This is a genomic window from Sphingosinicella sp. BN140058 (assembly GCF_004135585.1).
In the GTDB taxonomy this organism is placed as follows: domain Bacteria; phylum Pseudomonadota; class Alphaproteobacteria; order Sphingomonadales; family Sphingomonadaceae; genus Allosphingosinicella.
On record NZ_CP035502.1, the window covers coordinates 195,078 to 207,543 of the forward strand.

The window sequence follows — 12,466 nt, forward strand, 5'->3', positions numbered from 1 at the left end:
TTTCTGCTGGCCGCGCACGAAGCGACGCGGCGATTGCGGGGCGCGGGTCCGAGCGAACGACAGCTCCGAAGTGATCCGGCGCCGGCTCTTGGTTCCCTGCTTATTCAGGTGCGGCATCGGCGATCGCAACTACGGCAGCGAGCTGGTGGGACGAGGACCGGTGCGCGTGGTTACCGGATGATGCGCAGGAACAATCTCACGCAACCAGAGCGAGTGGAAAGTTTCGCTGAGCGTCGCCTTCCTGCTCTGCATCGCTCGGGAGGGCTTGGTCAGCAGCGACGCGGCGCCGCGGTGGTTGGCTTACGACATGGCTCAACATGGCGCTTGAGGCCTGCGCAATCTCCACGACAAGGCCGAGAACGTCCCTGAGATCGAGCAACAGGGTCGCTCGTTGCTTCGGTTCGTTAGGGACATTCGGGATCGTCATGCTGACGGTCTGTTCGCCTTGGTCGACGCTGATCTCGAACGAGCGTGTCTTTCTCCAGAAGAACCAGGGCAGGTTTTCGCGGCAATGCTCGGCCGCGTCGGCCAGGGTTGCGGATAGCGACAGGGCCTCCGTGATAGTCAGACGGCTGGATGCGGCTTGCCGAGCAGGCGCGTCTTCGATGCACAGAACGATATGAGTGCGGCCGCCCGATGACGGCCAATGTGGCTCGGCGTGATCCGAGGCCGGGCTCGTGCTGCAATCAATCGACCAGAACGCGTCATCCCTGCCGGCGAGGAAGTTTTTGATCATGCTTCCAGAATACCCGCATCCTGCGTAACTCGGCTAGAGCCCGAAAAAATTTTCTGAAGAAGATCCTTTGGCCTGCCGAGAACGGGGACCTTGGCGCCAGGGAGCTAAGTGGGGCAACCAGTAGCCGTCGGGCCGTCGTGCATGAGCTCGAGCTTGCCTTGTTCGATCGTGATCCGGCGCAGCCCGCAGAAAGCATCCTGCCCGAGGATGGACATGTTGAGTTCGCCGCTTTGGTCGATTGCGACGGGAACAGCTTCGATGGAAATGGGACCGAGGTCGATCCTATGTTGACCGGCACGGGCGATCTGCACGACCTCTCTTGTGATGCCAATCACGGCCCGGTGGCCTGCGACATCATCCAAGAGCCCGGCCGCCGCGGCGTCCGACCTTGTGAGGACAGTGATGTTGGCGCCGGTGTCGACGAGCATGTCGAGAGAGTGCCCGTTGATCGCGGCCGGAACTTCGTAGGTGAGCGCTTTGGTGCGGAAAACCTGCAAGCGCCGGATCCTGCCGTCGTCCGCGATATGCGAACGTGGCTCGTAGGCGCTTGCCGCCGCCGCTGTCACATAAGGCAGCGAAGCAACGGCGGCGAGGCCCCCGATGCCACTGGCGAGCATGATTGCAACAAGACCCCGAAGCTGCGTCGAGGACCCAGGCAATGCGCTCAGCCGATGGCTCATTGGCGATCTTTCAAGTGGGTGCAGGTCACTTCGGGAGATTACATGTAGGCGACGGAACCGTACTCGGAGGTGGTCAAGGCCTGCTCGCGGTTCTGTGCGAAGGCGAGCAGCGAATGGCCCTGATAGAAGACCATCGATGCGAAGCCGATGTCGTGGAAGGACTCGGCTGCGCTCTGGAGAGCGACATAGCTGGCCTGTGCGCTTTCGATGTCGTCGAAGATGACCAAGGCGGCGCCGGAGCCGATGAGCTTGTCGAGCGCTTCCCCGGTGAGGCCTGCGCGGAACACGCGCTCGGCGCGACCCCAGCATAGTTCGGCGGCGACATAGTCGCAGCTGACCATCATATATGCACGGGTGTCATTCTGGCTCACCTGCTTGAGGAAGCCGTCCCAATCGTATGCCTGCATTGATCTTGTCACCCTTAGTGTGAGCGTCGATGCCAATTATTGTGACGCACCGAAACTGCTGATGGAAGCGCTAATCAGGGTGATTTTAGAAGAAAATCGGAAACAGGCGGGTCCGTATATCTACGATCATGGTTAAGATATCGTAATAACCGAAGGTCCTACAGGATCATGTCTGGATCCGCAATCCCGTATAAACCGAAGGTTTACCGCAAATACCGAATGTTCCTGAATCGACGCTCCGTGCGGCATCGGGAGCCGAAATGATCCTCGATGGGGGGAGGGAATCATGTCGCGCCGCGATACGGATGGGGATTCGAGTGGACGCGGCCCAAAGCGGGAGCTCGCGACCGGATCGATCAGCGCACTCTGCGGGGCGAGCGTGGCGCTCTATTGCGCTCAAGATAGCTCTCTCGATGGTCCTGGTCGTTCGAAGCTTTGCTGGTCCCGCAGTGGACGACAGCGAGCATCTCGGCGGCCGCGACCTCGATCTGGGAGCAGCCGCGATCGAGCCAAATGCCCCGGCCGTCGTCGTGGTCGGCGGGGTCCACGATCAGAATCCCAAGGTCGTCGAGGCGACGGCCAAGCATGTCAGCGATGCTGATGCGCTCCTCCGGGCTCTGACTGAGAAGATCAACAAGGGCAGGCAGGGCGGCGATGACGGTGGGGGCATCAGCATGCCGATGGTGAACGGCTACGATTGCAACGAGGTGTGCGGAGCTCATGATGGCGTTGCTCAGCGAGAGGTAAAGCGGGACAGGAGGCCGCGCGCGCGATCGGGAGTCTTTTGGAGATCTGCGCAAGCGTCGAAGTTGCCGCTCGCGCATACCCGGAGTGCATGGTCGAGCCGAACCGTCGCGGCGCGCGGCTCGGACGGCTCCGCACGAGAGATGGAGGCCCTGGTGGCGCGGACCTTTGCCGCGAGCGCGGCGGGCGGGGCGATCTGGGCCTGGGTCGAGGCACGATCGTCTCGATACCGGTTCTGAACCGCGGTGAGCCGGCGCTGTCCGCTCCGCAGTTGGCTGAGGCGACATGCAGCGAGCTCGATGCCCTTCATCCAAGGGCAGCTCCAGGGTGATGCATAGCTGTCGACTGCACGCTTGCCCTCGAGCAGGGTGTCAATCGTGCGGCCCAAGCCCTGGGCGTTGGCAGGAGCGGCAACAATGGCTTCCGCCGTAAGGACGAGCGACAGCAAGATCAGGTTCTTGAGCATCTGGTTTCTTCCCTGAGACTGGATTCGCTCAAGGCTTCAACTGATACCTGCCGCTCGCGCCCGGGTGGACGCGATCAGCGACGCTCGATGCGGCTGCGGCCGACCGCTCCCATCTCGATGTCGTCGACGAGCCCTACGACCCCGGTGTCGAAGCCCAGCCGAGCAAAGCGCTGCGGCGCCGGTCGCGGAGGAAGGTCGTCCTCCGACGATCTCTCGAGCACTGGCGTGGTGATATGCCGAATGAGTTGTTCAGTAAGCGTTCCTTCGGAATTCACGCCAGCCCGCCGCATGGCAGCAACCTGGAGGACCGTCCGGACGAGTTCGACCTCTTCAAGGGCATCGGCAAGCCGCTGCTGCATCTGTGACGCCTCCGATGTCTTCTCAGCAAGCGAGGCCCGAAGCGCGCCGTTGGTTCGGCGAACTTCGTCCAGAACAACGAGGGGATCCTCCGCTTGCCCGATGGACGACGACTGCTCGGCAGTTGCGCTCTGATTGGGGAGGTCCGCTGGCCACACCTCAGTGGCGGCATTATCGGCTGAGGAAAAATTGGCGTCCATCGGTCGTGTTCTCCAGAAGTCTGGATCTTTATAGCGGCTTGTGAGGATCTTTCGAAGCGACATTTTCGAAAACCAGCATCTCTCCGCTCCATCGCCAAGCGATCGTCAGGAAGCGAGGACCGCCTTGCGCGTGCGGCTCGCGGCATCCTTCAACGAGCTGGGAGCGAGACCGAAAGACCCGTGAGCAATGGAAATCACGCCGTTCAGGGCGTCCTCGATTGCGAACCGTATCTCCCGGCAGGCGCCTCTAGGCGGCATCGGAGCGCGTTGAAGACGTTCGCGCATGGCTTCGAGCTGTCGAAGCTCATCCTCGCTAAGGAGGTCGCGGGCGATCGCTTGAAGGGAGTCAAGGGTCATGATGAAGTCCTTTCGATGGAGGCGCTCGTGATTACGTCGGAGCCCGGACGGAACCGCACGATGAAGGTGTGGGATCGGGCGGGGCGATCTGTGCCGTCCGTCTCGTAAGCCGGTCGGGACATCTGGTCGCCCTCACTCCGGAAGCTGGCGCGGCTGGCATACGGACCGAACCTGGCCGTTGCCAACCGGTCGAACACCGCGAGGGCTTCGGCCCGGCTGGCCTCTGATGTGTCGGTCGAGAGCAGCCGATCCCAGAGGGACTGGGCCGCAGCGCCGCGACGTTCCCCGACGGTTTGAAGGCGAGCGCGGTTGCCGTCGTCGACATATGCCGCGGGCATAACTGGCTGGAGCTTCGCGATGCTGAAGAACGCCTTCGGCTCGAGAACGAATTCATGCGCGCGCACGCCGCGGCGAGTGGCCCTGACCTTGTAGGCGTTTGTTCTACCAACGAAGTAGTTGGGCATGACGCCTACGAAGGTGACGTTTGACCAGGTTGCGCCGCTCAGGCGAACGTCCTTGAAGACACGGCCAGGCTGAACGTTAGCAGCTGCCGCCGACGCCGTGATGATCTCATCTCGGATCCGGCTGCGCCGCTTGTAGACCTCATAGCCGTAGACGTGCGGGAACGTCTCGTCGAAGCTCAAGTTGGGAGCGGCAGGGGTCGCGCTCAAGAACTTCTCGCCGCTGGCCGTGTCTGTGCCGCCGACACCATTCGACATGTAGCTGTCGAAGCGACCGGCCTGCTCGTAGACCGCCCAATGGCCGCGAGGTTGCTCAGCGAGGCTCGCTAAGGCGCGCTTGAGGGTCATCCACGCCGGCTCGTCCCCGAGCTGTTCAAGTGAGATGACCCCGAGAAACCGTTCTTCGACCGTCGGGTCGAGCGGTCGGCAGAACGCGGCCACCCGTTGCTCAAGGACTGCGTCGTAGAGCACGAATCCCTGGCAGATGGATTCGAACTCGTTTGCGGCGATCACGAGGTCCATCTCGCGCAAGAATGCTTGGCCCCAAGGTTGGCCTTCCAAGTAGGCGGCCTCGATGCGGGTGGGTTGCCGAGGTAGGACTTCGACCTGGGCGCGTTCGAGAATGGCAGGAGCTATGTTGGTCACGCGTCGTCTCCAGATTAAGAGTTAGGCGAGTTCGAGGGCGCGCGCTGCGGGCTGCGGATTCGACAGAGAGGCAGCGTAGGCAGGCGTGTAGAGGCCGCACGAATCGGCCGGCGAATAGCCGACGTTCGCGAACAGGCCGCCCTCTCGTGGCAAGACGGTGATCGGGTGCTTCTTGATCGTGTCGTAGAACGTGCCCGAGTACGGATGCGAGACGGAAATCGCGGCCTGGCTAAACGTGATTGGCTTCGTCAGATCCAGCTTGATCAGGTCCTGGATCGATATCACGGCGTAGAGAGAGAATGCGAAGTAATCGGAGCACGCATTTTCGACGAGCTCCTTGAGCTCCGTCGGGGTGACCAGCGGCTCGGAACGCTTCTTGAGGCCATGAAGTAGGGGCTCGTCGTTCTCGCGACCATTTCCAGACATGCGGCGGTATTCTGCAACGGTGTAGCCGAGCGATGACAGGGCGTGCTGCAGTTCCGGCCCCACTCCCAAGTGCGCAAAGTCCGGCCACGGCTTGTGCGAGCGCACCATCTGGTCAAGGACATAGCCTTGGGGGATCAGGAAGAAGTTGACCTCGCACTTGTCATAGCTTCCGAGGAGATCGGATGCCTCTGAGTCATCCTCGTCGGCCAGTAGCTGGCAGACGGGATCTTCGAGAGCGCTGACCCAATCGTCCACGTCCAGCGCGACGTCGATCTCGAGTTCTTCGATCGCATCGGCGAGCTTCTGAACGATGGTTTCGACTTCTGACCGCCCAGAGCCGTACCAGAAGTCATCGGTCTCCTCGCCGAAGCGGAAGAACCTGGCAATAGCGGCCTCGACGGGATCGGAGGGACCATCTTCGGTAAGCGGCGCTGCCTTCGCCTCCAGGATCATCGCAGCCAGCTCGTTGCCCTGCTTGAGGCTCATGGGGCCATCGTTCGAGTAGCGGCTGTACCGCGAGTAGTAGAGGTCGTTGCAGAGGTCCTTGACGAAGCCCTCTCCGCGGTCCGTCTGGAGGAATAGGTCAGGACTCTCGATCTCCGCGATCGAGATCCGGATGTTCTCGACCTCGAGGAGTTCCTTGAAAGCGGCGGCCGGCGCAAGGACGGCGGACGTTTCGTCGATGATGATTTGTCGGCGCTGGAGATCGTGGCGCGCGAGAACCGTGGCGGTTGATGAGAGGAGCGCGATGTTGACGCGCTTGATGCTCGGAAGCGAAGGCTGTTGCGCGAGCACGTGACGGTTTGCGAGCCCAGCGCCGGCGGCGAGAAGATCGAGGGCTTGCACGTGCTTGATGGCGATGGCGCGAGCGGAAAGGTTCGCAGCAAGCGCGCGAGCGGCAGTCGTGGTGTTGGTCATGGTCGTCCCTTTCAGGGCGCAGACAAGTGCGACGGCCAGGGGCCGCCTCGGGTGCACGCGTTTCCCGCATCCGCGCCGCTGAAGAGGCGATGATTACGGAGGTGATGTCCTCGGGATCGTTTGATCTTGCGAACGGATTGCCCGTGGGGACCATCGTCCCTGCGTGCGGGAGGCTCCGTCGAGCCTTTGGCCGGATGCCGGAGGAAGCGTCACAGCGTGGCGCTTCGTCGGGGATCCGCTCCCATTTCCTCATTCCCTGCGAGGACAACATCCCGAGGCGAAGGCACGGGTCCTGTGGGCAGAAGGAGGCCGCCCGGGAGCGGCCCCAATCTGCATCGGTCAACGCGGCGTAAGGGTGCCGGCGATCCGGTGCTCCTCGCCATCGATCGTGACGATGAAGGTCACCGGTATCGGCTTCTTGCCGTTGCGGGCAGCCTTCGGCAGCTCGAAGACGATCTGGCCGCCAAAGAAATCATCCGGATCGACCGTGCTCGTTCGCATATTCTCCCGCAGTGCGTCCATACGAGCTGCATTCTGGTCCGCCAAATTGGCGAACATCGCTCGATTTTCGGCATTGGCCTGCGACTGAGCCGCATAGGCGACGCCCGAGTTGTAGCTCGACCATCGCGCAGTGCCGTAGGTTCGAGCGGAGCCATACGACCCGTAGGTCGTCGTCCGATAGGTGCCGACGCCGCTGCTGTAGCCCGCGTTCGACGCGTTGATGTTGTTGCCGGCCGCTGCGAGACCCGCCGCGACGGCTGCCCACATCTGGCGCTTCTTCTCCTCTTTCCGAAGGCGTTCGTAGGTGATGATCTCGATCGGCGAACCGTCGTTCAGCACAGCTCGTACGTTTTCCGGGCCGACGTTGAAGGCTTTGTCTCCGTGATTCATCACCTGGAGCTGGATCGCGCCACGCTTCTTGATGGCGGCGTCCTGCTGGACGAGGCGGACCGACGTCTTCTCGGCGTGGCTGTCGACCGCGCCGACGCCGTCCTGCATGCGAAGCTCCTGGCCTTCGCCGGCCCGAAACGTCATGTCGAACTTCGCCGCGGCGGCCGGCGCCGCCGCGCATAAGAGCGTCATGACGAACGCAATGATCAGTCTCATTCTTTCTTTCCCCTGCTTGAGTCTCAACAGGATAGTCCGTCGGGGCTTAAGGGACCGGAAAGATCCAATCGCAGCTGCCCGGGAGGGGACGTCAGCTGACAGGGACGGGCTTCGCCTGGCCGTGGCGAGCTTCCCAGGCGACAATTTCGGCCAACTCGTCGTGGCAGTCGATGTCGACCAGGGAGGCGCGTCCCTGACGGTCGGTCCCCTTGGTGAGAGAAATACCCCAGTTGTGCCAGAGGATGGACTTGCGACCGGAGTGATACCGCATATGCCCGGGAGCATCGTCCCGGCGCTGGGACACTGGGATGAGGCTGATGCGGTCAACCGGGTTCAGGAAGAACCACCGGGCGACCGCAAGGGGGATGACCATGCCGTTATGATAGGTGGGGCGGCTATCCATGGTTGAACCTTTGCGTGCGGAGGGAGGACTGGCAGCGGGTTTCCGCGGGTCAGCTGAATATCGGTCGAAGGATATTGATGGCGACGTCCGCATCTACGTCACTCAAGCCGCGGCGATCGTCGGTCTGAACGTGCAGGGAAGCCTGAGAGGGTAAGCACGGGCAGTCGTCGAGGATGACGTAGGCCTCGACATTGTTCCGCTGGACGTGGCGAGCGATCTCCTGTCCCCGGATCGAGAGGTCGTCGTCGAGGTCCGGAAGCACGAGCGCCGTGAAGGGATCGGCCGCGAACCGATCGCGGGCGACGCCACTGGCGGTGAGCAGCGCTCGCACCGCGTGAGGCGACCGGCGCCGATGGCTAGAGACGACGATCCGCGCGCCAGTGGCATCGAGGATCCGGGTCAGCCGCGCTGCGAAGTCGGGAGAGATCACGTTGGGATCCGACCCCTTGGGGATTATCACGCCGTCGATATCGAGATAGACGATCATTCGATTTCCTCTCTGCAGAAGGGGCGACCTTGGTCCGCTGGACAAACAAAAGCCCCGGAGGCGGGAGCGTCCGGGGCTTCTGCTGCGATCGATTGTGAGCGGCTTACGGGGTGACAGGCTCGTCGTCGCTGTTGCCGGTGAGCTCGAGCAAGCCGATGATCAGCCCGATGGTGGCGATCAGCGCCAGAATGCCACCAGCCGTGCTCAGCTCCGAGCCGCCGGTCACGGTTTCGGCGGCCGGTGCGGGTGCAGCCGCCGGAGCGGATGCCGCGAGCGCTGGTGCCGCGGCGGTCATGGAAAGGGCTGCGGCGGCAGCCAGGATCGAGAGCTTCTTCATGTCTTCCCTTCATGTGAGAGACAGGTGCGATCTGCACCTGTCGAGGCCGGAACTGGCGACGAACGGCAATCGCCGTCTTTTTCCTGCCGGAACCAGTACCTCTAACTTTAGCGATCAATGTGGGGAGCAGGAAGATTGCCGGGAAAATTTTCGCGGCTGATCTGCCGGCCGAGCATCCAGCGGCATCGTTAGAACCGCGCGAGGGCAATCTTCAGCTTGCCGTGAGCCCCGGAGGACGGGAGCGGTGCAACGTGCGACCAGGCGGCTCCGGTAGTCGGGGCGCCGGTGTGCTGGCCGGACGCGGGGCCAGCATCGCGTTATCGCGTTATCGCGTTATCGCGTTATCGTGCAAACTGCCCTGCGACGACATAGGTCGGGAAGGAGGGCGTTGGTGCGCCGCAGGCGTCAAGCTGCAGCTGGCAGCGGCGCCGATTTGGCGCTTTCTGCCTCGAGATCGATTCCGTGTTCTAACAGGCGTCGCTTTCCCAGGTCTGGAAGAAGGAGGGCTTGAGCTAGGCGCCGTCGAGGACCTTTGAAGTCCATCTTGTCATCGTGACCAGTGTATGTGCGCCGCGGTTGATCAAAATAGGCTTGGATGATCGTCAGGTCGTTGACTTCGATCACGCCAAGGCGGTCGAGATAGATTGTGGCATTGGCAAATGCGGCGCAGAGGCGGCTGTATGAGCCTGCGCCGAAACGTCTCTCATAGGCCGAATAGTTGTTGCGCCAGGATGATGTAGACCAGAGTAGCCGCCGGTAGCTCTCAAGATGGTTAGCGTCCCAAGCTGAGGGCCGGAGAAGCGCGTCAATCGGCAGAATATGCACGACTTAATCCTTTGGTGCTGGGAATGGGATCCGCGCGCGAACGGCTATCTGGAGGTCGGCCAATCGACACCGTATCAAGCCTGTAGCTTTTCACGACCGGCCGTCATCAATGCTCTGCCGGCGCGACGGCTAGGCGTTTGATTTTGCGCGAAAGAAGGCTCTGAATCCGACAAAAGAGCGATAGACCCATTTTGGAGCTTGTCGTAACAGTAGCGCCGGGGGGTCGTGCCCGGGGGGCCGGCTAGTTTGGTCGGAGGTGCGTTTGGTTACGTCATTGTTGTATGTCAGCAGAATGACGCTCGAGCCGGAAGAGGTTGCGGGGGGGATTGCTGCTATCGTGGAGGTCGCGCGATCCCGAAACGCTGATCTAGGTATCTCGGGTGCTCTGGTCGCGACCGATGCGCACTTCGCCCAGATTTTGGAGGGTCGCCGTGATGCCGTCTTCGACGTGATGGCCAGCATCGAACGAGATCGGCGTCATACCGAGGTCACGGTCGTTTGGACAGAGGATCGTGAGCAGGCCTTCTTCTCAGACTGGAGCATGGCCTACGCCGGCACCGCGGAGTATGTCGACAAGAAGATCTCGCCGTTGCTGAGGGGGTCACTTCCGGAGCATGAGCGGCAGGGCGTCATCAGCGAGCTGCTTCTGCTGATTCAATGCTTCGTTCGTGAGGAGGAGTGACTACGCTCTTGTCGCCTTGATGCAGCCTCCCGACGAGCCTCGTCTAGCAGAGCACGGGCCGAAAAGCGTGTCTTCGGCTCAAAGCGAGCAAGGTAGGAGCCGGAGCGAAGTGCCCGCAGGCGTAGTGTCGCGGACGCGGCGAAACAGGCGCCTACGACAACAAAGGCCTAGCGTGGGAGGCCCTCGTTCATTGTCAGAACGCTGCTTGAGAGCAGGTAAAGGCCAAGCGCAGCGTTGCCGAGTCCGGATGACGCCGCGAATCGCCATCGCTCATCGCGCTCTGCGAAGCCTTTGATAAAGAGGGCGAGGAAAGTGAAAGAGGCGGCGGCTGCCGTGGCCGCGACGAAACCGGCGAGGAGACGGTCTGCTGCTATGGCGTTCGCGACCGTAAGGGCGGCGAAGAGCACCGCCCCGACGACGCGCGCAAGCGTTCCGAACTTGATCGAGCGAGATGTCATGATCCTGCGTTCTCTGTTCTGAGTGTCGTATCAGACCGGTCGATACCGGATCTGCAGCCCCGGGCCGTGCTGACGGCCAGACCGGCGGCCGTACGCCGGCGACCAACCCTCTGCCTTGCTCCACGCCTCGAGCCGCTCCGCCGGGCAGGTGGCGAGGTTTATCGGCTCGATGCTGTCGACGACAACGTCGACGAAGCGGCCCGTCATGTGCCGATCTTCGAAGAAGCGCACGTGCTCGCCTGGCTGCAGCCGCTCCCAACGTCCGTAGCCCGGCCAATCCGGGTACCGTGTCGTTGATGTGCGTTCGCCCGCGAGGATCGCCTCGAACGTCGTGAGCGATCGAATGTCTCGGCGTGCGTCTCCGCGGTACGCGAAGTACATTGTCGCGCGGAGGGGCGCCGATCCGCTCTTTGCAATGGGCGCAGGCTTCTGCTGCGCGTGCTGCCGTCCAAATGCCATGATTTCCTCCTGTCCGTGGCTTGCCCGTGGGACAGGAAAAACCAGACCTTCTCGATATAGAAGAAATGGTGGGAGGTCGGTGAACCTCCCACCCAAGATCTGCTTGCTAAAGGCAACCCGGGGAAGCGAACCGCCGGGTTCCAGAAGCCGTGCTTCAGTCGGGGGGAGGCTCGCCTAGTAGGATAGCGTTGCGAGAGGCGGGGATCAATCCTGCGAGGCGAGCTAGGGGCGCGCGCGATCGGGTCGTCAGACGGCGACCTCGGTGGAAGCGTCGTTAGCCGCGGCCGGCGCGTCTACAGATTGCGACGCGCTGACGATAATGGGGAGGGCTTGGCCGCCTTGCCGCAGCGCGGCCGGCATCTCTTTCAGATCTTGTGGCGCCATCGTTTCGAGGCCGTCGAGGAGAACGAGACGGGGACCAGGGCGGCGGAGCTGCTGATGCTGTTCCTCGGTGATCTTGCCCGCGATCGTCAGCAGGATCGCGCGGGCGCCGAGCTCTCTCGCGAACATCTGGATCGCCTCGACCGTCGCAGCGTGGTTGTTGGTCTTGATGACCAAAGCCCGGGTCAGGTCGACGGATTGGGTGAACGCAAGGCGGACACGCTGGCGTAGCTGGTTCGCGTTGGTGCACTGGGTGATGTTCATCGGCTGATCTCCAAGGGAACCTTAATGATCCGAAGCCTCGCTCTCATCATAGCGAGAGGGAGACGATTGGGAGGAAAAATGTCTCCCTTTCATCTCCCTCAGCTGGATCCTTATCCGAGCATCGCCCACGGGGACTGGATAGAAGCGTCCGCGGCGGCCCTCCGTCGCGGACGCATGTTCGCGGGCTGATAAAGCCATGGGCGACCGATGCCTGCAGAGTCGGCCTTGCGCCCACGCGACCGGCGCCGGCCCCGAGGCCGCCGCCGCTGCTGCTGCAGCTGACGCCGCCGGCGGGCTCGCCGCTCGCGGGCCCGCGCCAGAGCGCGCCGGATAGCCCGGAGAGCCCGGGCAGCGGCAACGATCGCGCTGGCAACACCGATGATGCTGTCGGCAGAATCGATGAAGCTCAGGATCGCGGCGAAGTTGATGATCATGATTTTTCTCCTTTGTCAGATCTCGTGGCCATGCCTCGAAACCTGGTGCTGATCCGCGGTGAAGCCAGCTGTGGGTCAGCTTCTCTGCTGGCGGATGGAGGTCGCCGGCGACCGCATCAGCGGTGGGGGTGATCATCAAAACTTCCAGACGGTTCCGCTGCGATCGGCGGGACGTCCGGGGCGGCCTGTCGATCAGGCTATTGCCCGCAGTGCTGGGGCCACGTAGATGGGA

General features: G+C 62.4%; 19 protein-coding genes. 1 reads left to right on the forward strand and 18 read right to left on the reverse strand.

Features of this window, described 5'->3' with window-relative positions:
- Positions 1-196: 196 nt before the first annotated feature.
- The 14 genes from ETR14_RS27125 to ETR14_RS27190 all read right to left on the reverse strand — a co-directional run bounded on the left by ETR14_RS27125 (position 197) and on the right by ETR14_RS27190 (position 9,556).
- On the reverse strand, positions 197-736 hold the full coding sequence (locus ETR14_RS27125) for a hypothetical protein (RefSeq protein WP_129393054.1): 540 nt from the start codon (positions 734-736) through the stop codon (positions 197-199).
- 104 nt (positions 737-840) lie between these two features.
- Positions 841-1,416, reverse strand: a complete 576-nt coding sequence (locus ETR14_RS27130; protein ID WP_206186128.1) for a TIGR02281 family clan AA aspartic protease — start codon at positions 1,414-1,416, stop codon at positions 841-843.
- A 38-nt stretch (positions 1,417-1,454) separates the two neighbouring features.
- Positions 1,455-1,823 (reverse strand): hypothetical protein, encoded by a 369-nt coding sequence (locus ETR14_RS27135; protein WP_129393057.1) that lies wholly within the window; start codon positions 1,821-1,823, stop codon positions 1,455-1,457.
- A gap of 356 nt (positions 1,824-2,179) precedes the next feature.
- Positions 2,180-2,545, reverse strand: coding sequence for a hypothetical protein (locus tag ETR14_RS27140; RefSeq protein ID WP_129393059.1), 366 nt, complete (start codon positions 2,543-2,545; stop codon positions 2,180-2,182).
- An 11-nt stretch (positions 2,546-2,556) separates the two neighbouring features.
- Positions 2,557-3,033, reverse strand: a complete 477-nt coding sequence (locus ETR14_RS27145; protein WP_129393061.1) for a hypothetical protein — start codon at positions 3,031-3,033, stop codon at positions 2,557-2,559.
- Positions 3,034-3,107: 74 nt separating this feature from the next.
- Positions 3,108-3,590: a hypothetical protein gene (locus ETR14_RS27150; protein WP_165356672.1), complete on the reverse strand. Its 483-nt coding sequence runs from the start codon at positions 3,588-3,590 to the stop codon at positions 3,108-3,110.
- Positions 3,591-3,695: 105 nt separating this feature from the next.
- The gene (locus ETR14_RS27155) at positions 3,696-3,947 is read right to left on the reverse strand and encodes a hypothetical protein (RefSeq protein ID WP_129393067.1); all 252 of its coding nucleotides are present in this window, start codon (positions 3,945-3,947) and stop codon (positions 3,696-3,698) included.
- Positions 3,944-5,053: a hypothetical protein gene (locus ETR14_RS27160; protein WP_129393070.1), complete on the reverse strand. Its 1,110-nt coding sequence runs from the start codon at positions 5,051-5,053 to the stop codon at positions 3,944-3,946. The genes ETR14_RS27155 and ETR14_RS27160 overlap by 4 nt, the downstream gene beginning before the upstream one ends.
- Before the next feature lie 21 nt (positions 5,054-5,074).
- Positions 5,075-6,397, reverse strand: coding sequence for a hypothetical protein (locus ETR14_RS27165; RefSeq protein ID WP_129393072.1), 1,323 nt, complete (start codon positions 6,395-6,397; stop codon positions 5,075-5,077).
- A gap of 339 nt (positions 6,398-6,736) precedes the next feature.
- Positions 6,737-7,504 carry a hypothetical protein gene (locus tag ETR14_RS27170; protein ID WP_129393075.1) on the reverse strand — a complete coding sequence of 256 codons (768 nt, stop codon included), beginning with the start codon at positions 7,502-7,504 and terminating at the stop codon, positions 6,737-6,739.
- Between the two features lie 91 nt (positions 7,505-7,595).
- Positions 7,596-7,907, reverse strand: coding sequence for a hypothetical protein (locus tag ETR14_RS27175; protein ID WP_129393077.1), 312 nt, complete (start codon positions 7,905-7,907; stop codon positions 7,596-7,598).
- Between the two features lie 49 nt (positions 7,908-7,956).
- A complete protein-coding gene (locus ETR14_RS27180; protein ID WP_129393080.1) occupies positions 7,957-8,394 on the reverse strand; it encodes an HAD domain-containing protein in 438 nt (145 codons plus the stop codon).
- Positions 8,395-8,497: 103 nt separating this feature from the next.
- Positions 8,498-8,731, reverse strand: coding sequence for a hypothetical protein (locus ETR14_RS27185; RefSeq protein ID WP_129393083.1), 234 nt, complete (start codon positions 8,729-8,731; stop codon positions 8,498-8,500).
- Between the two features lie 405 nt (positions 8,732-9,136).
- Positions 9,137-9,556, reverse strand: coding sequence for a hypothetical protein (locus tag ETR14_RS27190; protein ID WP_129393087.1), 420 nt, complete (start codon positions 9,554-9,556; stop codon positions 9,137-9,139).
- Between the two features lie 256 nt (positions 9,557-9,812).
- On the opposite strand from ETR14_RS27190, the gene ETR14_RS27195 reads away from it, so the two are divergent.
- Positions 9,813-10,238, forward strand: a complete 426-nt coding sequence (locus tag ETR14_RS27195; RefSeq protein WP_256370220.1) for a BLUF domain-containing protein — start codon at positions 9,813-9,815, stop codon at positions 10,236-10,238.
- 167 nt (positions 10,239-10,405) lie between these two features.
- Here the strand turns inward: ETR14_RS27195 and ETR14_RS27200 are convergent, their stop codons facing one another.
- The 4 genes from ETR14_RS27200 to ETR14_RS27215 all read right to left on the reverse strand — a co-directional run bounded on the left by ETR14_RS27200 (position 10,406) and on the right by ETR14_RS27215 (position 12,234).
- Positions 10,406-10,696 (reverse strand): hypothetical protein, encoded by a 291-nt coding sequence (locus ETR14_RS27200; RefSeq protein ID WP_129393093.1) that lies wholly within the window; start codon positions 10,694-10,696, stop codon positions 10,406-10,408.
- Between the two features lie 30 nt (positions 10,697-10,726).
- Positions 10,727-11,077 (reverse strand): hypothetical protein, encoded by a 351-nt coding sequence (locus tag ETR14_RS27205; protein WP_129393096.1) that lies wholly within the window; start codon positions 11,075-11,077, stop codon positions 10,727-10,729.
- Between the two features lie 324 nt (positions 11,078-11,401).
- A complete protein-coding gene (locus ETR14_RS27210; protein WP_129393099.1) occupies positions 11,402-11,800 on the reverse strand; it encodes a hypothetical protein in 399 nt (132 codons plus the stop codon).
- A gap of 110 nt (positions 11,801-11,910) precedes the next feature.
- Complete coding sequence (locus tag ETR14_RS27215) at positions 11,911-12,234, reverse strand: hypothetical protein (RefSeq protein ID WP_129393102.1); 324 nt, start codon at positions 12,232-12,234, stop codon at positions 11,911-11,913.
- Positions 12,235-12,466 lie beyond the last annotated feature (232 nt).

Coding starts and splice junctions, on each gene's coding strand:
- ETR14_RS27125 (WP_129393054.1), bottom strand. CDS start 736: ATGATCAAAAACTTCCTCGCCGGCAGGGATGACGCGTTCTGGTCGATT.
- ETR14_RS27130 (WP_206186128.1), bottom strand. CDS start 1,416: ATGAGCCATCGGCTGAGCGCATTGCCTGGGTCCTCGACGCAGCTTCGG.
- ETR14_RS27135 (WP_129393057.1), bottom strand. CDS start 1,823: ATGCAGGCATACGATTGGGACGGCTTCCTCAAGCAGGTGAGCCAGAAT.
- ETR14_RS27140 (WP_129393059.1), bottom strand. CDS start 2,545: ATGAGCTCCGCACACCTCGTTGCAATCGTAGCCGTTCACCATCGGCAT.
- ETR14_RS27145 (WP_129393061.1), bottom strand. CDS start 3,033: ATGCTCAAGAACCTGATCTTGCTGTCGCTCGTCCTTACGGCGGAAGCC.
- ETR14_RS27150 (WP_165356672.1), bottom strand. CDS start 3,590: ATGGACGCCAATTTTTCCTCAGCCGATAATGCCGCCACTGAGGTGTGG.
- ETR14_RS27155 (WP_129393067.1), bottom strand. CDS start 3,947: ATGACCCTTGACTCCCTTCAAGCGATCGCCCGCGACCTCCTTAGCGAG.
- ETR14_RS27165 (WP_129393072.1), bottom strand. CDS start 6,397: ATGACCAACACCACGACTGCCGCTCGCGCGCTTGCTGCGAACCTTTCC.
- ETR14_RS27170 (WP_129393075.1), bottom strand. CDS start 7,504: ATGAGACTGATCATTGCGTTCGTCATGACGCTCTTATGCGCGGCGGCG.
- ETR14_RS27175 (WP_129393077.1), bottom strand. CDS start 7,907: ATGGATAGCCGCCCCACCTATCATAACGGCATGGTCATCCCCCTTGCG.
- ETR14_RS27180 (WP_129393080.1), bottom strand. CDS start 8,394: ATGATCGTCTATCTCGATATCGACGGCGTGATAATCCCCAAGGGGTCG.
- ETR14_RS27185 (WP_129393083.1), bottom strand. CDS start 8,731: ATGAAGAAGCTCTCGATCCTGGCTGCCGCCGCAGCCCTTTCCATGACC.
- ETR14_RS27200 (WP_129393093.1), bottom strand. CDS start 10,696: ATGACATCTCGCTCGATCAAGTTCGGAACGCTTGCGCGCGTCGTCGGG.
- ETR14_RS27205 (WP_129393096.1), bottom strand. CDS start 11,077: ATGTACTTCGCGTACCGCGGAGACGCACGCCGAGACATTCGATCGCTC.
- ETR14_RS27210 (WP_129393099.1), bottom strand. CDS start 11,800: ATGAACATCACCCAGTGCACCAACGCGAACCAGCTACGCCAGCGTGTC.
- ETR14_RS27215 (WP_129393102.1), bottom strand. CDS start 12,234: ATGATCATCAACTTCGCCGCGATCCTGAGCTTCATCGATTCTGCCGAC.